Raw genomic sequence first — 18547 nt, forward strand, 5'->3', positions numbered from 1 at the left:
AAAATTGTATATTAGCGGCATACTTGAAGAATAAAAACTTTTATATCTAGCTATGCAGACAACCTATATTGAAACACAGCAAATTTCTTTCCAGGATTTTAAAAATCAGATACTTGAGGATTACAGGTTAGGAAGGATATCGCGCGAGATGTCTTATCTTGGAAGAAGAGAAGTGCTTACAGGAAAAGCTAAATTCGGAATTTTTGGGGACGGTAAAGAACTTCCTCAGCTTGCGATGGCGAAAGTTTTCAGAAATGGAGACTTCCGTTCAGGATATTACAGGGATCAGACTTTTGCATTAGCAGCAGATGCTTTAACGGTTGAAAGCTTTTTCGCGCAGCTTTATGCAGATACAAGCGTGGAAAGAGAACCGGCATCCGCAGGAAGACAGATGAACGGACACTTCGCGACAAGAAGTTTAAATGAAGACGGAAGCTGGAAAAATCTTATGGCACAGAAAAATATTTCTTCAGATATTTCTCCTACCGCTGGACAGATGCCTAGATTATTAGGATTGGCTCAGGCTTCTAAAGTGTATAAAAGTGTAACATTCGACGGTTCTGAAAAGTTCTCTAATGAAGGTAATGAAATTGCTTTCGGAACCATTGGGGATGCGTCCACAGCAGAAGGACATTTCTGGGAAACATTGAATGCTGCCTGTGCGCTTCAGGTTCCTATGATCGTTTCTATCTGGGATGACGGATATGGAATTTCAGTTCCTACCAAAAATCAGAGAGCAAAAGCTGACATTGCAGAAATGTTAAGCGGTTTCCAAAGAAAAGAAGGCGAAAACCAGGGATGTGAGATCATTCAGGTGAAAGCATGGGATTATCCTGCATTATTGGATGCTTATGCAAGAGCAGAGCAGTTTGCAAGAATGGAAAGTGTTCCTGTAGTGGTTCATGTGATTGAAGTGACACAGCCTCAGGGTCACTCTACTTCAGGATCTCACGAACGATATAAAAATGAAGAGCGTCTGTCATGGGAATCTCAGTTTGATGGATTAGTGAAATTCAGAGAATGGGTTTTAAATTATTCAATCGAAATTGAAGGAAAAGAAGAAATTATCGCTTCTGTTGAAGAATTGGATGCCATTGATGAAGAAGCTAAAAAAATAGTAAAAGCAGGGCAGAAAAATGCCTGGGAGAACTACCAGAAGACCATTACGGATTTGATTCAGTCTGTTCTTCCGCTAGTGGAAAACCTTAAAGGTCAGAATGCTGAAATTGAAAGTTATATCGGGCAGTTCAATAAATTGGTTTCTAAAGCCAAAAAAGATGTTTTCCATCTGATAAGAAAAGCTTTATTGGCAACAAGAGGAACGAATTCTGCGGAAAGAACCCAATTGATGCAGAAATACAATGAAGTTTTTGAAATAGAAAAAGACAACTATTCTTCCCACTTATATTCTCAGTCTCAGTGGAAAGCTGAAAACGTAAAAGAGATCGCTCCTGTTTTCTCAGAAAATTCTGAAGAAGTAGACGGAAGAGTAGTGGTAAGAAATAATTTCGATAAAATTTTCGAAAAATATCCTGAAACTTTAGTATTTGGTGAAGACGCCGGAAATATCGGTGACGTAAACCAGGGACTTGAAGGAATGCAGGAAAAATATGGTGAAGTACGTGTAGCAGATACCGGAATCCGTGAAGCTACCATTCTTGGTCAGGGTATTGGTATGGCAATGAGAGGTTTGAGACCTATCGCTGAGATCCAGTACTTAGATTATATTTTATACTGTTTACAGGGAATGAGTGATGACTTAGCAACGGTTCAATACAGAACAAAAGGCGGTCAGAAAGCGCCTGTAATCATCAGAACAAGAGGTCACAGACTGGAAGGTGTATGGCATTCAGGTTCTCCGATGGCGGGAATTCTGAACCTTTCTAAAGGTATTCTGGTATTGGTACCAAGAAACCTGACTAAAGCTGCCGGTTTCTACAACACCATGCTTCAAAGTGACGATCCAGCGGTGATTGTTGAATGTCTGAACGGATACAGATTAAAAGAAAAGCAGCCTGATAACTTAGGTGAATTCACTGTTCCTGTCGGAAAAATTGAAGTAACGAAAGAAGGAAAAGATGTTACTTTAGTGACTTACGGTTCTACATGGAGAATTGTAATGGATGCAGCAGAAGAATTGGAAAAATTAGGTATCTCTGCAGAAGTTATTGACGTTCAGTCTTTAATTCCATTCGATTTAACAAACGAAATTGCGGAAAGCGTGAAGAGAACCAACAGATTGGTCGTAATTGACGAAGATGTGGAAGGAGGTACTTCAGCGTTTATTCTTCAGCAGATCCTTGAGAAGCAGAAGGCATTCAGATACCTGGATTCAGATCCGTTGACGATTGCAGCCAACGATCACAGACCTGCTTATGCAAGTGACGGAGATTATTTCAGCAAGCCATCTTCAGATGATATGGTAGAAAGAATCTACGCCATGTTCAATGAAACAAACCCTCAGAAATATCCTGCGATATTCTAATTGGGATTTTAGATAAAAATGAAACCGCTTTCTTTTTGGGAAGCGGTTTTTTTAATGAAATAAATCTAAATGGATTGTCACAAATTTGTAAATTTAATTTAGAATATTGTATAATTACAATCGATGAATGAAATTGAAATAGAATTTTTAACTAGAAATAAAATTGATTTTGATATTTGTGCTGATTTAAATGGAAGCAAAATGACCAAGTATGCAAAATTATGGATGGAAAATAATAATAAAAAATTTGCCTACAATGCATTCCCTTGCAATAAAAACTCAAGCCACACAATAAAAAATAGTAAAGGGCAGTGTGTTATGTGTAATTCTGCAAGAATTAGTTTTCAAATGAGAGAACATGAGGAAGGTTATATTTATATTGCAGGAACTTTATGGGGGGGGAAAATTAAAATTGGAGCGACAACTAATTATGAGAAAAGAGAAAAATATTTAAATGAAAATAAAGGATATGGCTTTCATGCAGATTGGAAGATTTTAGCAGCCATTAAAGTCGACGAAATGGGTCTTAGGGAAAGACAAATTCAAATTAAACTTGAAAAATATCGTGAATATGGATTGCATTACTACCGAGGAAAAGAACTAAAAAAATCAAATGAAGCGTTCAGGTGTAACTATGAAAAAGCTATAGATATTTTTCATGAATTAAGTAGAGAACATAAATTTCATTTAAAGATATTTGAAACAAATCTTAGTAAATATGATTTTTTAAATCTTGTAAAAGATGAACAAATTTTATAAATTCTATGATAATTAATTAAACTTGAAGGGTTCCTTTTATTTTACTATCAAGAACATTACAATCCTTATCATACTGCACGTCCTTATTATCAAACTTCGCTTCCCACTCTTCCAGCAAATATAAAATCGGTAATAAGGCCAACCCTTTTTCTGTCAACGAATATTCAACCCTTGGAGGAAGTTCTTTAAACTCTTCGCGGATGATCAAGCCATCCGTTTGCATTTCTCTTAACTGGTCAGTAAGAACTTTTCTGGAAATAACATTAATTCGCACGGCAAGTTCTCCAAATCGAAGTTTACGGTCTTTAATCACCAAAACAATGATCGGTTTCCACTTACTTCCCAAGGCAGACATAGCCTTACCTAAAGGACAGCTGTATTGCATTAATTCGTTCTTTTTCATCTGTTACTTTTAAGTTACTAATGTAAGTTACTGCGAAGTTACCACTTTTTTCTGACAAGAGATACAAATATGAACTATTATTAGTTACTTTGTGTAACAATTATAAAATACCCATTTAAAAATGAGCACAGAATCATTATTTAAACCTTTTGTTTACAAAAATCTGGAACTTAAAAATAGAATTGTAATGGCTCCTATGACGAGAGCGCAATCTGATAATGGAGTTCCAACCCAAAATATCGCAGAATATTATGCAAGAAGAGCCGCTTCCGACGTTGGATTGATTCTTTCTGAAGGAACCGTGATCAACAGAACAGCCTCTAAAAACATGCAGAACATCCCGGATTTTTACGGAAATGAAGCATTGGCAGGCTGGAAAAACGTGATCAATGCCGTTCATCAGAATGGTGGAAAAATGGGACCTCAGATCTGGCATGTAGGAGATACCAGATCGTCTGAAGACTACCCGCTGGCCCCCATGGAGAAAGCTTCTACCATGACTTTGGAAGATATTCAGGATACGATCGCCCAGTTCGCAGCTTCTGCAAAATCTGCAAAAGATCTTGGTTTCGACTGCCTTGAAATTCATGGAGCACATGGTTACCTTATCGATCAGTTTTTTTGGGAAGTAACCAATACCAGAACCGATGAATACGGTGGAAAAACCATCAAAGAAAGAAACCGTTTCGCAGTGGATGTGGTTAAAGCCATCAGAGCTGCAGTAGGAGAGGATTTTACGATTATTCTTCGTCTTTCACAGTGGAAGCAGCAGGATTACAGCAGCAGATTGACCGCTAATCCAACTGAAATGGAAGAATGGTTATTGCCGTTAAAAGAAGCCGGAGTGGATATTTTCCATTGTTCACAGCGTCGTTTCTGGGAACCGGAATTTGAAGGTTCTGACTTAAATTTTGCAGGTTGGGCTAAAAAAATTACAGGACAGCCAACAATCACTGTAGGTTCTGTAGGATTGAAAGGAGATGTCATGAGTTCTTTTGCAGGACAGGGAACAGAGAAGACAGACCTTAGTGAACTGATCAGAAGACTGGACAATCAGGAATTTGATCTTGTAGCCGTAGGACGTGCACTTTTACAGGATCCACAATGGGCTCAAAAAATAAAAACCGGAAATACAGAAGAGCTTTTGGACTTTTCAGCGGAAAGCATGGCGAAATTGTATTAAGAGGTGAATGGTCAATTGTGAATTCGCTTCGCTGTCAATTTTTAATTTTATAGAAAAGAATGGGGTCATCATTCACTTGCGTAGCAAAATTGACCATTGACTATTCACGGTCAAAACCTACAAATTTTCTTTATTTTATATTTAATTTTCACCTATTTATTTAAAGAAACCCGCTTTCAGAACTTCTGGAAGCGGGTTTTTAATTGATGTTAATCAGGACATTCCATGGTAACCGGAACACATCTCCAACGCACGGGAGATCCATTCTTAGGTGGTATAAGGCACGCAACAGTTCCTTCCGGACATTCCGGTGCATTTCCGCCATAAATTTCCTTTAAATCTGATTTTTTTAACTGCTTTAGATTTTTCATACGTGATAATTTGTTGATTCTTTTACTTGTGTACTATTTAGGACATCCTATCCCCGGCTCACATGTCCAATGGCTTGGAATACCATTTTTAGGACCATGATAACATGGTGTTGTTTCTGCCGGACAGTCTGGTGCACTTCCACCATTAATTTTCTTTAAATCAGATTTGGCTAATTTCTTTAAATTTTTCATATGTAATAATTTGTTGAAGATTAAAAGTAAAATATTTTCACCAGATAGCGAAATATTTGTAAAAAAAATATGACTGTAAAAAAACAAACCGCGCTCCAAAAATTTTGGAGCGCGGTTTTAACAGATTTAAATATCTAAAATTACCGCAGTGAACGGTAACAGTGATTTTTTATTATAAACCAATATTTTTAGTAGGCTTCAGCTGCTTAAGAATACTTTTTGGAACTGCATTCTTATGGATAAGGATCGCAGTTGATTTGTACTCTACATAAGGTCTTGTTACATAAAGATACCCCTCGAAATCATTGGTTACACCCCATGAGTTTTTAACCATATAATATTCTTTTCCAGTCTGGTCTTTCGCCAATCCTACGATGTGCATACCGTGATCATCGGTTGTAGAAAGATTGTTAAGCGCTTTCTGACGCATATCTTCTGTGATGGTTTTATCTTTCTTAGGCTCAGTAAACAGCGTTTGCTTGTTTTCAGGAGTGATCCCGTTCAGATCCACATCAGGAACATAAGCTACCCCGTTTTTGTATGAGAAATAAGGCTCAGAAACGTCTGTAGCCCATCCTACGGAATATCCTTTGTTTACGGCGTTGTCAATGATTGATGTTAAATCTTTCATCGGAACATTCCAGTCAGAATCATGGCTCCAGTTATCAGGAATCGGAACTACGAATTTCTGATAGTACGGGTAATCTTTGTACGAAGAAATTTCTATATAATCTTCAGGATTGATTCCTACTACTTCTTTAGCGAATGTTTTAGGGGTGTAATTCTTTCCTTCATAGGTAAAATTAGCAGGTACTTTTCCAAGATATTCATCAAGAATTGAATCTACTGAATCCATCCAGTTATCCGAAAGTTTTCCTTTTGAACTTGCCTGAACAAGGCTATCCAGAACTGTTTTTAATTTCCCCTGCATTTCCTTAAAGTTATTAAGGGTCTGTCCGGATTGTAATCCTGTATACACATCCTGAGGTACCGCACCATATTTTTTGTACATATTGATCACATCGTGCAATTCGCCTCCGTCACCCCAGCTGATCGCTCCGCCGTTTAGTACAAATAATTTAGCTTTATCGTGGTAAGAATTTCTTGCCGTAAAAATTTCAGCCAGATCTACAGGTTTTTTACCCATTCTCTGCATTTCAGATTCAAGGAAAGAATTCCCGGAGTAGCTCCAGCAGGTTCCGGATGATCCCTGGTTTTTTACTGAAGTAGCTCCTACGTCTTTTAACGCGGTGAACTGAAAATTAGCATTTTGTGATTGATTGTTCTTTAATTTGTTGATCAAGTCATCTTGGGCAAACATCATACTTCCTGCAGACAAAACAAAAAGTAATGAGGCAATTTTGGTATTTTTCATTACTATAAAAAGATTATTTATATGAATAGTCGTTCCTATTAAAGATTTGTTACAAAGGGAAAAGTTAAATTTGAAAGTGAAAAAAGTTGAAAAAAAAGAAATCAAACGAACCTGTTTGTGTATCAGTTTATTCAGTATTTTGCCCTTTTAACAAAAAAGATTTAAAATGTTTCCAACCTATCTTAAAGTTGATGCATCTATAAGAGTATAAAGCCTGACTATGGAAAGAGAATTACTAATAGAATGCCAACGTAACAGCCGCAGTGCACAGCGGAAGGTTTACGAGAAAATGGCGGGCAAGCTGTACTCAGTCTGCAGACGCTATCTGAAAAATGATGAAGACATTGAAGAAGTATTGGCCGATACGTTCTACAAAATATTCACGAAGATCAGCCAACTCCAGAATGTAGACACTTTCGAAGGATGGGCCAGAAAAATTGCGGTTAATGAATGCCTTCAGAAATTGAGAGCTACCAAAGCACAGTTTGTTTCCATGGATGACAATTTTGCAGAAACATCCGGAACCTTATCCGAAAGTATCTCATTTGAGAAAGATATCCTGAGCCTGCTGAACTTTCTTCCCGAAGGCTGCAGAGCGATATTCAATCTGTTTGCGATTGAAGGATATCCGCATAAAGAAATTGCTTCCATGCTATCTATAAGCGAGGGGACTTCCAAATCCCAGCTCAATTTTGCAAGGAAAAAACTACAGGAACTTTTGGTTAATCAGAACATTTAAATTTTAGGCAATGGAAAACAATCACGACATAGATAAAAAATTCAATGATGCTTCTAAGCTTTCAGAAGAACCGACGGTTTTTCCGGGTTTTGATAAAGTCTGGGCCAAAGTTGAAGAGAAATTAGATAAAAAAGAAGAGAAAAAGAGAATATTACCTGTGTGGTTTCCGTATGGAATCGCGGCAAGTTTAATCATTGGATTGGGGGCATTTTATTTTATCACTAAAGATAGAACGGCTGAAAACCCGAAGCCTGTAATCGTAGAAAACAGGACAGAAAATCGCTCTGAAAAGAATAATATCCAGACAATAGACAGTACAGTAAAAGCCAATATAGAAAAAGAATTAGAACTAAAACCTGTGCAGCCCGTACTTGCTTATGAACCCGTTGCGCCCATAAGTTTAGACAACCCAAGAACCATTTCTTGCGAACTTCCTGAAAGACCAGAGGAAGATAAATATTCCGGACAAGGAAAAAGAGATACTTTAAGAGAAACGAGGATAGAAGAAGTCGTAATGACTGGTTCAATGGGGTTGAAAAAAAAGGTGAGTTCAGTAACTTCATCAAGTACTATGGTCGCTTCCACGGAAATGAGTGCTGGAAGACCTTCTGCATTAGCTTCTTTAAGTGGCAGCGTAGCCGGGGTGTCAGTTTCGTCAGGAAAGGGGAAACACTCGGAAATAATGATTAGAGGGGCTAAAAGTATGAGCGTCAGTAAAGCATTATTTATAGTAGATGGAGTGGTATTTGGCGAAGAATCAGAAGTGCTGAATTCATTAGATCCCAGCAATATTAAAGAAATAAAAGTCTTAAAGGGATTGGAAGCTACAGCTTTGTATGGTAGCAAAGCCACCAATGGAGTAATTTTGGTGACTACCCGGGGCCTGTCAAAATCCGATATTGAAAAACTGAAAGAAGAAGCCTCAAAAAAAACAGAAGAAAGCATAAAAGAAGAAGAGAACGATCTTCCGAAAGCAGGACTTTTAACCGCCGGAGAAGTCAATGATTTCTCAAAATGGGACTACTGGAAAGATATCGCAGTTCCGACTCTTGACGAATATAAGAATATCTGGAATTTCTTCCCTGACAGAAGGGTTTCTGTACAATTGGTCAATAAAAACAGAAAGCCAGTAATCGGCGAAAAAGTAAAACTATTGAACGATAAAAAAGAGATCATCTGGGAAGCGGTTTCCAATAACCTGGGAAATGCAGAATTATGGATCGAGCCCATGAAAGGCAGTCATTCTGTTTCCGGAAAGTATTATTTGGCTGACGGTTCAGGACAGATTATCAGCACAAATATCAGGGATTTTAAAAACGGACAAAACCTGATTATGCTGGATAAAGCCTGCGTCACAAAACGAAACCTTGATCTTGCATTTGTAGTGGATGCTACAGGTTCTATGGGAGATGAAATTTCGTATCTGCAGTCTGAGCTTCTCGATGTTTTAAAAAAGGTGGAAAGCAATCTTAAAAATACTACCGTACGATACGGATCTGTTTTTTACAGAGACCAGGGAGATGAATACGTGACCCGCAAATTTGACTTTTCCGATAAAGCCGAAGAACTTGTGAGTTTTATTAAAAGACAAAATGCCGGAGGAGGAGGAGATACTCCTGAAGCAGTGGTAGAAGCCATGCAGGTTTCCATTAATGAACTGAAATGGAGTACCGAAAATTCAGCCAAAATCATGTTTTTGATTCTTGATGCACCCCCGCATCACTCGGATGAGAATATCAATAAGCTTTATGAGACCATAAAACTTGCGTCGAAAAAAGGAATTACCGTGATTCCTCTGGCGGCCAGCGATACGGATAAGCAGACGGAATATCTGATGAGAACCTTTGCATTGCTGACGAATGGAACCTATACTTTCCTGACCAACGACAGTGGAATAGGAAATGATCATATAAAACCTACCATTGATTCTTATGAAGTAGAAAAGCTGAATGCGCTGTTATTAAGACTGATCCTTCAGCGGGCAACACTTCCGGAATGCAACGACGGAATTTCAAATGATCATCTGAACAAAAAGCTTGAAACAGAAGTTAATAACCAGCTGGAATCCAAAACTGTGATTTTCCCGAATCCTACCAAAGGAATCATCAATATAAAGTCCAGATATGCGATAGACGAACTCTTCGTTTATGATCTGGCGGGAAAGATCATTATGCGGAAAGAGAAGCTGAACGAAGGTAAAAACACAATAGACATTACTGCTTACCCCCAGAGTATTTATTTGCTGAGATTAAGATCCGGAGCGCAGTGGGAAACCTTTAAGGTGATCAAAAATTAACTAGTTGAAAAAGAAATTTCCCCGGAAATTTCTTTTTTTTCACTATTTTTAGAAATATTAATAACGATGAAGAAAATGTATTTGGTGCTGCTGCCTCTTGCAGCCAACTTTTTGTTTTCGCAAAACTCCCAGCTTTACTATTCAGGAATATTTTTAAATAAAAAAAATAAGCCCCAGAATTTTCTTAAGATTTATAATAAGAATAGTGGAATATATGAACTTACCGATGGAAATGGTTTTGCGATTATCGCTGCCAAAGAAAAAGATACCCTGCTCTGGAATGATGGAAAAAGCAGACTTGTAGCTTATGGACTTGATGAGCTTAAAGACATTCTGGAAAGCCGGATTGAGAAAGCAAGTGTTCGGAATGTCAGAAGCAGAGCCTACGACAGTTTAGTGACCAAAGAATTAAAAGATGAGTTCAGCCTGGAGAATTCCAAAGAACATGTAACCGGCATTTCAATATATAATTTTTCTGAGGTAAGAAAGATTAAAAAGATTACTGAGAACACCTACCATTTAAGAGAACAACCGGATAAATTTCTTGGTTTTGGCGGAAGTTTTACAACCTCTTTTGACGTTAAAATCAGGAATTCTGTTCCACGGACTCAAAACCGGTACGTGCAGGGACGCTCCCAAAACGGTCAGCTTGAATGGCAAGGGCCTGAAACGGGTGAGATGTTCAGTTTCGGACCGGATATTTCTTCACTGGGATTTGATCATCATCCTTATGAATACGACTGGAATGGAAGGCTAATCCCTGTTGGCAGCGGAATTTCTCCCGCTAAAGCTTACAACAACGATATTTTCAAAACCGTTTTCAGCTACAATAACCAGTTGAGACTGAATACTTCCCTGACCAAAGGATATTACGACGAAAAACTCAGACTGTCTGTAGATCTGGGGCAGCAGAAAGATCAGATGTATTTTATGGATCAGTACAGTATGCTCAATACATTTAAAACAAAACTAAGCTCGAAAATTCTTAATTTTTCAGTGAACTTGGGGTTAAATTATGATGAAAATAAAGCAGTAAATTTCAACAGAATCGGACTTTTCAACAGAGTGTACCAAAATGCACTGCTTACGCCGATTTCTTTTTCAAATGCACAGAATACGCTTCTTGCAGATGGTTTACAGAGAAGATACGGACAGTCTGCAGACAATCCTTACTTTTTATTAAATCAGGAAAACAAATACAACTACCGTGACAGGAGGAGACAGTTCAGCTTTGGACTGGAAAGAAACTGGTCCAATTTTAAACTGGCGGTCAACCAATCCTACGAAAACGACAGCTTCCTGAATACGGATTACTACAAACCATCGACACATGGCTTTGCAAACGGTCTGTACAGTGAGAGGAACCAGGAAAATAAACTCTACAGTTCCAATCTTTCAGGATCTTATTCTTTCGGTGGAAGCGACAGAAGAAGTGTTCTGAGTCTGAATTTTATTCTGAATGACAGAAAATCTGACGTTTACAATAGCCTGACAAAAACAGCCTATTCCTACCAAAGGACATCCCAGGATTATATCTTAAACTATAAATATGATTATTCCAGCTACCGCAGTGACCTCGGCGCAGGGTTTAATGTGGGTAATGCCTTCTATATCTCAAATACATCCGCAAAAAACACCTACTGGCTTCCAAAGGTCAATGCTTATCTGACCTTCCAGAATGTTTTTGACTGGCACAACGTAGATTTTAAAATTCTGGGCGCCTACACAGAAATGAGCTCGGAGCCGGAGATAACGAAATCCTATTCTTCTTATGCCACGACTTTGCTGAATGCGCAGAATGCCAATCAGTACTTTCCGGTTTTAGAAGCGCAAACGTTCCGGAATCTTTCAAATATCAACAGTAAGGAAGGAAAAGCAGGCTTCAGAGTGAAAGTTGGCTACCATATAAGTTTGGAGGCCGAATATTTTAATCGAAAAGTGACAGATGATGCTTTCCCGGTTTTTGAAAATAACCTCTTGCAGCTGAAAAACCTGGCAGACCATACGTACAGTGGCTATGAAGCGAATTTTGCATATGACAATATCTATCTGGGCACAGATTTCACGACTAGTCATAAAGCTTCTTTCTTTAAATACAAAGATGTGGTAAACCGGGTCAATGCAGGATACAACCATATAGCCGTTGCAGGCTTCAGCGATGTGTATAAGACTTTATCTGAGGGACAGATTTTTGGTGCCGTGATGGGAAGTTATTTTGAAAGAAATGCATCCGGAGAATTGATTATCGATGAATTTGGATATCCCAAAAAAGCAGCTGGATTAAAAATTATTGCCGATCCTACCCCTGATTTTGTGGTTAAATTCAATCATACAATCAACTATAAAATGTTTTCTCTGGATATCAATTGGGAATGGAAAAAAGGCGGCCAGTTGTGGAATGGAACCCAAGCGGTCCTCGATTACTACGGTCGTTCTCAAAATTCGGGTGATGAGAGAAATATCAAAAATTATGTCTTCCAGGGAGTAGATTCAAATGGAAATTCCAATCAAATTCCTGTTGATTTTTACAATCCAGCACAGAATGTTTCCGAAAACAGATGGACGAGATATGGCTATCTGGGCGTGGCAGAAGACTATGTACAGAAGGCAGATTACATAAGAATCAACAATATTTCATTGACGGGGAAATTCGATGTTGGCAAATTCAGGAGAGGACTGGGAATTACTTTTTATATCAATAATATTCTTCTCTGGCAGGCCAACAAGGGAGTAGATCCCAACCAGAATTTTTATGATCTGGACAGCGGAAGAGGGCTTGATTTCTTCAATCTCCCTTCTTACAAGACTTTTGGATGCATGGTTTCATTTCAATTTTAAGGTATGAATTTCAAGACTACAACCTATATTTTATTCTTTGTTCTACTGTTTTCAACGATGGGTTTGAAAGCGCAGAATCAGTTTAGAGATTTCGAAAAAGAAAAAACGTATGTACAGACCAGCCATGTTTTTTATAAACCGGGCGAGGAAATGTACTTTAAAATTTACGTCGTGAAAGCGGAGAATAATCTCCCGGCGGATCAGAGCAGAGTTGTCAACTTTGAACTTATTGATCCAAGCGGAAGTGTGATTAAAAAAGCTAAATATGAAATTGAAAATGGCTATGCAGAAGGATATTTCTATTTCAGTGACGAGATGAAAGGTGGAATTTACAAGATCAGGGCATTTACCAACTGGATGCAGAACGAAGAAGGGAAAAATACTTTTGAAAAAGAAATCACGTTGCAGAAAGTCGTGTCACCGAGAATTCTGATGAAACTCGAGTTTCCGAAAAAAGGATATGGTCCCGGCGATGAGGTTTTGGCAGATTTTTCAATGCGAAGTCTGAGCAACCAGGTAATTCCCTTTTATGAAGCAGATTATACGGTAATGCATAATGGAGAAATCATTTCAGAAGGAAAACTGCTTACAGATAAAGAAGGTAAAAAGCAGCTTAAATTCAATCTTCCTAAGGTTCTGCAATCATCTGATGCTTTACTGAATATTAAAGTGAATTTTGAAGGTTTTACAGAATCTATTTCCAGAAATATTCCTATTGTTCTGAATTATCTTGATGTGAAATTCATGCCGGAAGGAGGAACGTTGATCAATGGAATTGAACAGAATGTGGCATTTAAAATTTTAGATGAATATGAAAAACCTGTAGATGCTGTTTTGGGAATTTTTAATCAGAACCACCAAAAAGCAGCAGATGCTTCAGCCTACAATTTCGGAATGGGAAGTTTTCGATTTACCCCGAAGAAAGGGGAGACTTATTACGCAAAAGTGATAAAACCTGAAAATATTTCCCAAACTTATCAGCTTCCGGAGGCTAAAGAGGAAGGCGTGGTTTTGAATATCCAAAAAGAAAACCAGAAGATCTATGTTAGGATCATATCTACGGGGCAAAGAACGATAGCTTTGAAAGGAAGCTTCCGTGAAAAAGAGATCTATAATCAGTCTTTTTCAATACAGAAAGGGGTCAATCAGTTTGAAATTTCTGAAAAAGAACTTCCGGCCGGTATCTGCAGATTTACTGTTTTTGAAGGAGAAATTCCTCTTGCAGAACGTCTTGTTTTTGTGAATGAAAACAGGCAGATGAATGTGAAAATTAAGCCCGTAAAACAACAGTATCTTCCAAGAGAAAAAGTAATACTGGACATTGAAACTACAGATGAAAACGGCATTCCCGTTCCGGCTAATCTTGCGATGAGCGTTGTTGATGACAAACTCTGGACGTATGCAGACGACAAACAGAACAATATCCTTTCCTGGCTTCTGATGGATTCGGAATTGAAAGGAAAAGTGGAAAGACCACAGTTCTATTTTGATAAAAAAGAAGAAAAAGCAACCAAAAGCCTTGATCTTCTTATGCTTACCAATGGCTACCGGTATTTTGAGCTGGTTCCGGAAATTATTAAAAATCAAAAATATAAATACCTTCCTGAAAAAAAGAACCCTATTTATGGGATTGTGGAAGATGAAAACAAAAAGCCTGTCAAAGCTGAAGTCTATCTGGTACAGGGAGAAAAAATCCTTAAACAGACCACTTCAGAAGAAGGAACCTTTTATTTTTCAGATCTGAAACGGGATGATTATTATAAGCTGGTTGCCAAATCTTTTCAGCCTAAACAACAGGTAAAGATCAGAATTTTATCCTACAGACTGTCTGTGAATCCGCATGCGAAAAAATCTCTGAATAACGTCAATGTAGAAGAAATTGTAAAAGAAGCCGTAAAAGAAACCGGAAAGATAGAGCTTAGAAAAGATCCGGAAAAAAAGATTGTGGAGCAGGAAAAAACAAAGTTTGTTACAGAAAGCCGTACAAAAAGGTCATCAGGAAGTAAGGGAAATATGAAGAGTGATACTCTGGGGTCGGATAGAATTGAAGAAGTAGTGGTAACCGGATACAGCATCCTCAAAAAAAAGGAACTGACAGCAACAACATCCATCTCAAAGAATGAGGAACTGCAAAATCCAAATGTTACTGCTGTTTTGAACGGGAAAGTCTCTGGCCTTATGATCAACCCCACCAGTGGACAGCCCGGAAATACGGTTCTGATAAGGGGAACAGCTTCGGTATCGAACAAAAATCCATTGTACGTGGTTGATGGGGTACCGGTAGAAAATTTCAAAACATCGATTAATCCAAATGATATCAACAGCATAACCGTTCTGAAAGATGCTGCTGCTACATCCATTTACGGAAGTCTTGGAGTCAATGGGGTTATCATTATTAATTCTGTCAAAAACTCACGCCCGCAACTGAAAGTTGATATAACCCCAAAATCATATTATGCAGTACTGACGGTTCCTCAGGACAGTCTCATATCCTATTCTTACAGCAGAAGTTTTCAGTATCCGGCTTATCAGAGTACCAATACTTCATACCGTTTTGATTACCGGGAAACGATTTACTGGAATCCGGTGTTAGAAACTGATAAAAAAGGAAAAGCAAAGGTTGAATTCTATAATTCCGATGCCAATACCGCTTTCAGAATTATAACTGAAGGGATCTCCGGAAAAGGTTTGATTGGAAGAGACGAAACCGTGTATGCCGCTCAGAGCCTGATTTCCATTGATGCCAAAATTCCGCAATATCTGACAAGAACGGATCAGATGACGATTCCGGTGGTCATTAAAAACAATTCAGCAGAAACCCGGAAAATGGTCATGGATGTGATCGTTCCAAACAGGGTTAAGCTTATCAAATTTGACAGTATCATTACCCTGAAGCCATTAGAATCGGGTCGGCTTTTTGCTACGATGCAGACTGATGATGTGATAAACTCAAATATTCAGTTTTCAATACAGTCAGGAGACATTAGAGAAGCGGCTATTTTTCCGTTTAATGTGGAAGAAAAAGGGTTTCCGCATCATTATTCCATCATCAGCAATACCTCAGAGAATAGAGTAACCACCATTCCGGAATATATCAACGGAAGTTTCTCATCGTCATATTATGTCTATGAAAATACAGCGTTGCAGCTGTTTGATGATATGGAAAGGCTTAAACGTGAACCTCATGGATGTTTTGAACAGCTCTCATCTACGGTATATCCCAATATTTTCATTCTCGATTATTTAAAATCGGTTAAAAAGATTACACCTCAGACGGAAAGTTTTGTCATAAGAAATATGAAAAAAGGTTTTCAGAAGATGCTGAGTTATAAAAACAGAGACGGTGGTTTTGGGTATTTCAATGCTTCGGAATCTGATGCTTCCGTTTCAGCTTTTGCCTTGCTGGAATTCGGGGATCTTAAGAAATATGTGGATATTGATCCTAAGTTGATCCAGAATCTGACCTCTTTCATTTTATCCAGGAAAAATCAGAACGGAACTTTTGAAGTGAGGCAAAGTTATGAAATGAGAAGTCCCTTTTCCGATTATGCATGGTCGAGAAATATGTATGTGATCTATGCTTTGGCTAAGGTCGGATTAAAAGATCAAATAGAAGAACCTTATAAAAATGCATTGAATAAAGCATTAGCCACCAAAGATTCTTACCAGCTGACTCTGATGGCCAATGCATCTGCCTATCTTGGCAAAACTAAGGATTATCAACAGTTGATGACCCTACTGAATCAGCAGTATGAAACTAAAACTGAAAAAACTACGGTCACTTTTACAGGTTCAGGGGGAATATCTGCCAATGCTGAAACCCTGTCGCTTTACATCATGGCCCTTCAGAAAGATGAAAAACTGAATCAGCTGAAAATCGCAGAAGCGGCAGATAAACTGATCAACTATAACGGGTATTATGGTTTTGGATCTACACAGGCTACGACATTGGCTTTGGAAGCAATGTCCGATTTCTTTGCTAAAAATGAAAAGCTGTATGGAACCGAAAAACCGAAAATTAAAATCAATAAAGTAGAAGTGTCTCCCAACATAAGCCTGAGTTCAGCATACAGAACCGGACAGAACGAAATAGATGTTGAATATGGAGGAAATATCCAAAAAGGGGTGCCATATAAACTGGATTATAAGTATTATACTTTACAGGCTCCGGAAAGTAAGGATATTCCTGTGACATTGGAAACCAGGCTGAAATCTGCTACAGCGAAAGTAGGAGAGACGAACAGAATGACGGTTACAGTAAAAAATAAGATCAATGGACCGCTTCCAATGGTTACTGCTAAAATCGGGATTCCAGCCGGACTGACTCTTCAAAATGCGCTGTTGAAAGATCTGATCGATAAAAAGCAGGTTTCTTATTATGAAATTTTCGACAATTACCTGGTGTTGTACTGGGAACATTTTGATACGGAAGAAACAAAAGTAATCAACCTCGATCTGAAAGTTGAATTTGCCGGAGAATACACCGGAAAAGCCAGCAATGCATATCTTTATTATATGCCGGAAGCGAAGTATTGGAATGAGGGAATCAGGGCTAGGATTGAACCGTGAGACATGAGTAATGGGTTGCGAGGTACGGGATGCGAGGTACGGATGCGGGATGCGAGGTACGGCGGGATGTGAGTTCGATGATTTACATTTTTACAGAATATCATTGAAATCAAAATAGAATGCAGAGGTATTGTTTTTAAACAGTACCTCTTTTGTTTTATTGAGCAACAACCAGTCACGAAGTGACGATTTAACGGAGGATAGGACACCGTCCTATCGAAAATAGCCATTCATATAACATTAATTATAAATACATCCGGAGATAGAACACCGTCCTATCTATCAAAATAACCCAATTCCCAACAATCATTCCCAACAATTAAACAGCGTCCTAAAAAAAACAAAAATTAGTTTTCAAAAATTATTGAAAATTCAAAAAATATAATTACATTTGTTATAGAAATTAAAAATAGAGAAAAATGAAACTTTCAGAAGCAAAAGAAAAGTACATCCAAACATGGGGAACCTTCGCCACTAACTGGGGAATCAACCGTACGATGGCACAGGTTCATGCATTGCTTCTGGCCACCGGAAAACCGCTTTCTACCGATGAGGTGATGGAGCAACTGGAAATTTCAAGAGGAAATGCCAATATGAATCTTCGTGCATTGATTGATTGGGGAATTGTAAAAAAAGAATTTGTAAAAGGAGACCGGAAAGAGTATTTCGTGGCGGAAAAAGATGTTTGGTATCTGTTTAAGCAAATCACAAAGGAAAGACGAAAAAGGGAAATAGAACCTGTCATTTCTTTTCTGGAAGAATTAAAAAATATAGAAGACAACGATTCTCAGGAAGCGAAAGAATTTGTAAAGTTGATGGATGATTTCAGCTCTGTAACGGGAAAGATTAATAATATTATGGATCTGGCCATTAAAAGCGATGATCACTGGTTGGTAGGAAAAATTACCAATCTGTTGAAATAGAAGAGGAGTCAATCCTTTTTTATTTGAATTTAATTTTCAAAAATTACTGAAAATATAATATTTATAAGATGTTTAATATAGTCTCATATGTCATTTTTCTTACGGTGAGTTCTTACATCACTTTAGATGTCGGAAGGAGATGCTTTCAGGCCGGAAAGGCTTATCTCGAGTATCTGATTCATGACAGCGAGATGTGTCTTACGATCAACAGAATTCTTCTTGGATGCTACTACCTGCTGAACCTGGGATATATTGCGGTTAATCTGGCATTTTGGGACCGCGTCAGTTCTATGGAAGAAGTCATCACGGTGACTGCCATCCGTATCGGATATATTGCTTTGATCCTTTGTGTACTGCATTATATGAACATTTTTGCGCTTTACTTTTTAAGAAACAAATTAACATTAAAATAAT

General features: G+C 38.1%; 13 protein-coding genes. 9 read left to right on the plus strand and 4 right to left on the minus strand.

The window, feature by feature from the left end; translation table 11 throughout:
• Positions 1-52 precede the first annotated feature (52 nt).
• Positions 53-2485: an alpha-ketoacid dehydrogenase subunit alpha/beta gene (locus N0B48_RS09030; protein ID WP_259838379.1), complete on the plus strand. Its 2433-nt coding sequence runs from the start codon at positions 53-55 to the stop codon at positions 2483-2485.
• Between the two features lie 123 nt (positions 2486-2608).
• Positions 2609-3244, plus strand: a complete 636-nt coding sequence (locus N0B48_RS09035) for a GIY-YIG nuclease family protein (RefSeq protein ID WP_259838380.1) — start codon at positions 2609-2611, stop codon at positions 3242-3244.
• Between the two features lie 16 nt (positions 3245-3260).
• Here the strand turns inward: N0B48_RS09035 and N0B48_RS09040 are convergent, their stop codons facing one another.
• Positions 3261-3647, minus strand: coding sequence for a winged helix-turn-helix transcriptional regulator (locus tag N0B48_RS09040; protein WP_259838381.1), 387 nt, complete (start codon positions 3645-3647; stop codon positions 3261-3263).
• A gap of 121 nt (positions 3648-3768) precedes the next feature.
• Here N0B48_RS09040 and N0B48_RS09045 point away from each other — a divergent pair, with 121 nt between their 5' ends.
• Positions 3769-4830, plus strand: coding sequence for an NADH:flavin oxidoreductase (locus N0B48_RS09045; protein ID WP_259838383.1), 1062 nt, complete (start codon positions 3769-3771; stop codon positions 4828-4830).
• 209 nt (positions 4831-5039) lie between these two features.
• Here the strand turns inward: N0B48_RS09045 and N0B48_RS09050 are convergent, their stop codons facing one another.
• The 3 genes from N0B48_RS09050 to N0B48_RS09060 all read right to left on the minus strand — a co-directional run bounded on the left by N0B48_RS09050 (position 5040) and on the right by N0B48_RS09060 (position 6768).
• Entirely contained in the window at positions 5040-5201 is a 162-nt protein-coding gene (locus N0B48_RS09050) for a hypothetical protein (RefSeq protein WP_259838384.1), read from the minus strand.
• Between the two features lie 33 nt (positions 5202-5234).
• Entirely contained in the window at positions 5235-5393 is a 159-nt protein-coding gene (locus N0B48_RS09055; protein WP_259838386.1) for a bacteriocin-like protein, read from the minus strand.
• 172 nt (positions 5394-5565) lie between these two features.
• Positions 5566-6768 (minus strand): C1 family peptidase, encoded by a 1203-nt coding sequence (locus N0B48_RS09060; RefSeq protein WP_259838387.1) that lies wholly within the window; start codon positions 6766-6768, stop codon positions 5566-5568.
• A gap of 220 nt (positions 6769-6988) precedes the next feature.
• Here N0B48_RS09060 and N0B48_RS09065 point away from each other — a divergent pair, with 220 nt between their 5' ends.
• From N0B48_RS09065 to N0B48_RS09090, 6 genes are all read left to right on the plus strand, one after another.
• Positions 6989-7507: an RNA polymerase sigma factor gene (locus N0B48_RS09065; protein WP_259838389.1), complete on the plus strand. Its 519-nt coding sequence runs from the start codon at positions 6989-6991 to the stop codon at positions 7505-7507.
• A 10-nt stretch (positions 7508-7517) separates the two neighbouring features.
• On the plus strand, positions 7518-9803 hold the full coding sequence (locus N0B48_RS09070) for a TonB-dependent receptor plug domain-containing protein (protein ID WP_259838391.1): 2286 nt from the start codon (positions 7518-7520) through the stop codon (positions 9801-9803).
• A 66-nt stretch (positions 9804-9869) separates the two neighbouring features.
• Entirely contained in the window at positions 9870-12641 is a 2772-nt protein-coding gene (locus N0B48_RS09075; protein WP_259838392.1) for a hypothetical protein, read from the plus strand.
• Positions 12642-12644: 3 nt separating this feature from the next.
• On the plus strand, positions 12645-17210 hold the full coding sequence (locus N0B48_RS09080; protein ID WP_259838395.1) for a TonB-dependent receptor plug domain-containing protein: 4566 nt from the start codon (positions 12645-12647) through the stop codon (positions 17208-17210).
• A gap of 419 nt (positions 17211-17629) precedes the next feature.
• On the plus strand, positions 17630-18133 hold the full coding sequence (locus tag N0B48_RS09085; protein WP_259838397.1) for a GbsR/MarR family transcriptional regulator: 504 nt from the start codon (positions 17630-17632) through the stop codon (positions 18131-18133).
• 68 nt (positions 18134-18201) lie between these two features.
• On the plus strand, positions 18202-18546 hold the full coding sequence (locus N0B48_RS09090; protein WP_259838398.1) for a hypothetical protein: 345 nt from the start codon (positions 18202-18204) through the stop codon (positions 18544-18546).
• Position 18547: the final 1 nt, after the last annotated feature.

The sequence above is a fragment of the Chryseobacterium herbae genome, from assembly GCF_025154075.1.
In the GTDB taxonomy this organism is placed as follows: Bacteria; Bacteroidota; Bacteroidia; order Flavobacteriales; family Weeksellaceae; genus Chryseobacterium; species Chryseobacterium herbae.

Coding starts and splice junctions, on each gene's coding strand:
- N0B48_RS09030 (WP_259838379.1), top strand. CDS start 53: ATGCAGACAACCTATATTGAAACACAGCAAATTTCTTTCCAGGATTTT.
- N0B48_RS09035 (WP_259838380.1), top strand. CDS start 2,609: ATGAATGAAATTGAAATAGAATTTTTAACTAGAAATAAAATTGATTTT.
- N0B48_RS09040 (WP_259838381.1), bottom strand. CDS start 3,647: ATGAAAAAGAACGAATTAATGCAATACAGCTGTCCTTTAGGTAAGGCT.
- N0B48_RS09045 (WP_259838383.1), top strand. CDS start 3,769: ATGAGCACAGAATCATTATTTAAACCTTTTGTTTACAAAAATCTGGAA.
- N0B48_RS09050 (WP_259838384.1), bottom strand. CDS start 5,201: ATGAAAAATCTAAAGCAGTTAAAAAAATCAGATTTAAAGGAAATTTAT.
- N0B48_RS09055 (WP_259838386.1), bottom strand. CDS start 5,393: ATGAAAAATTTAAAGAAATTAGCCAAATCTGATTTAAAGAAAATTAAT.
- N0B48_RS09060 (WP_259838387.1), bottom strand. CDS start 6,768: ATGAAAAATACCAAAATTGCCTCATTACTTTTTGTTTTGTCTGCAGGA.
- N0B48_RS09065 (WP_259838389.1), top strand. CDS start 6,989: ATGGAAAGAGAATTACTAATAGAATGCCAACGTAACAGCCGCAGTGCA.
- N0B48_RS09070 (WP_259838391.1), top strand. CDS start 7,518: ATGGAAAACAATCACGACATAGATAAAAAATTCAATGATGCTTCTAAG.
- N0B48_RS09075 (WP_259838392.1), top strand. CDS start 9,870: ATGAAGAAAATGTATTTGGTGCTGCTGCCTCTTGCAGCCAACTTTTTG.
- N0B48_RS09080 (WP_259838395.1), top strand. CDS start 12,645: ATGAATTTCAAGACTACAACCTATATTTTATTCTTTGTTCTACTGTTT.
- N0B48_RS09085 (WP_259838397.1), top strand. CDS start 17,630: ATGAAACTTTCAGAAGCAAAAGAAAAGTACATCCAAACATGGGGAACC.
- N0B48_RS09090 (WP_259838398.1), top strand. CDS start 18,202: ATGTTTAATATAGTCTCATATGTCATTTTTCTTACGGTGAGTTCTTAC.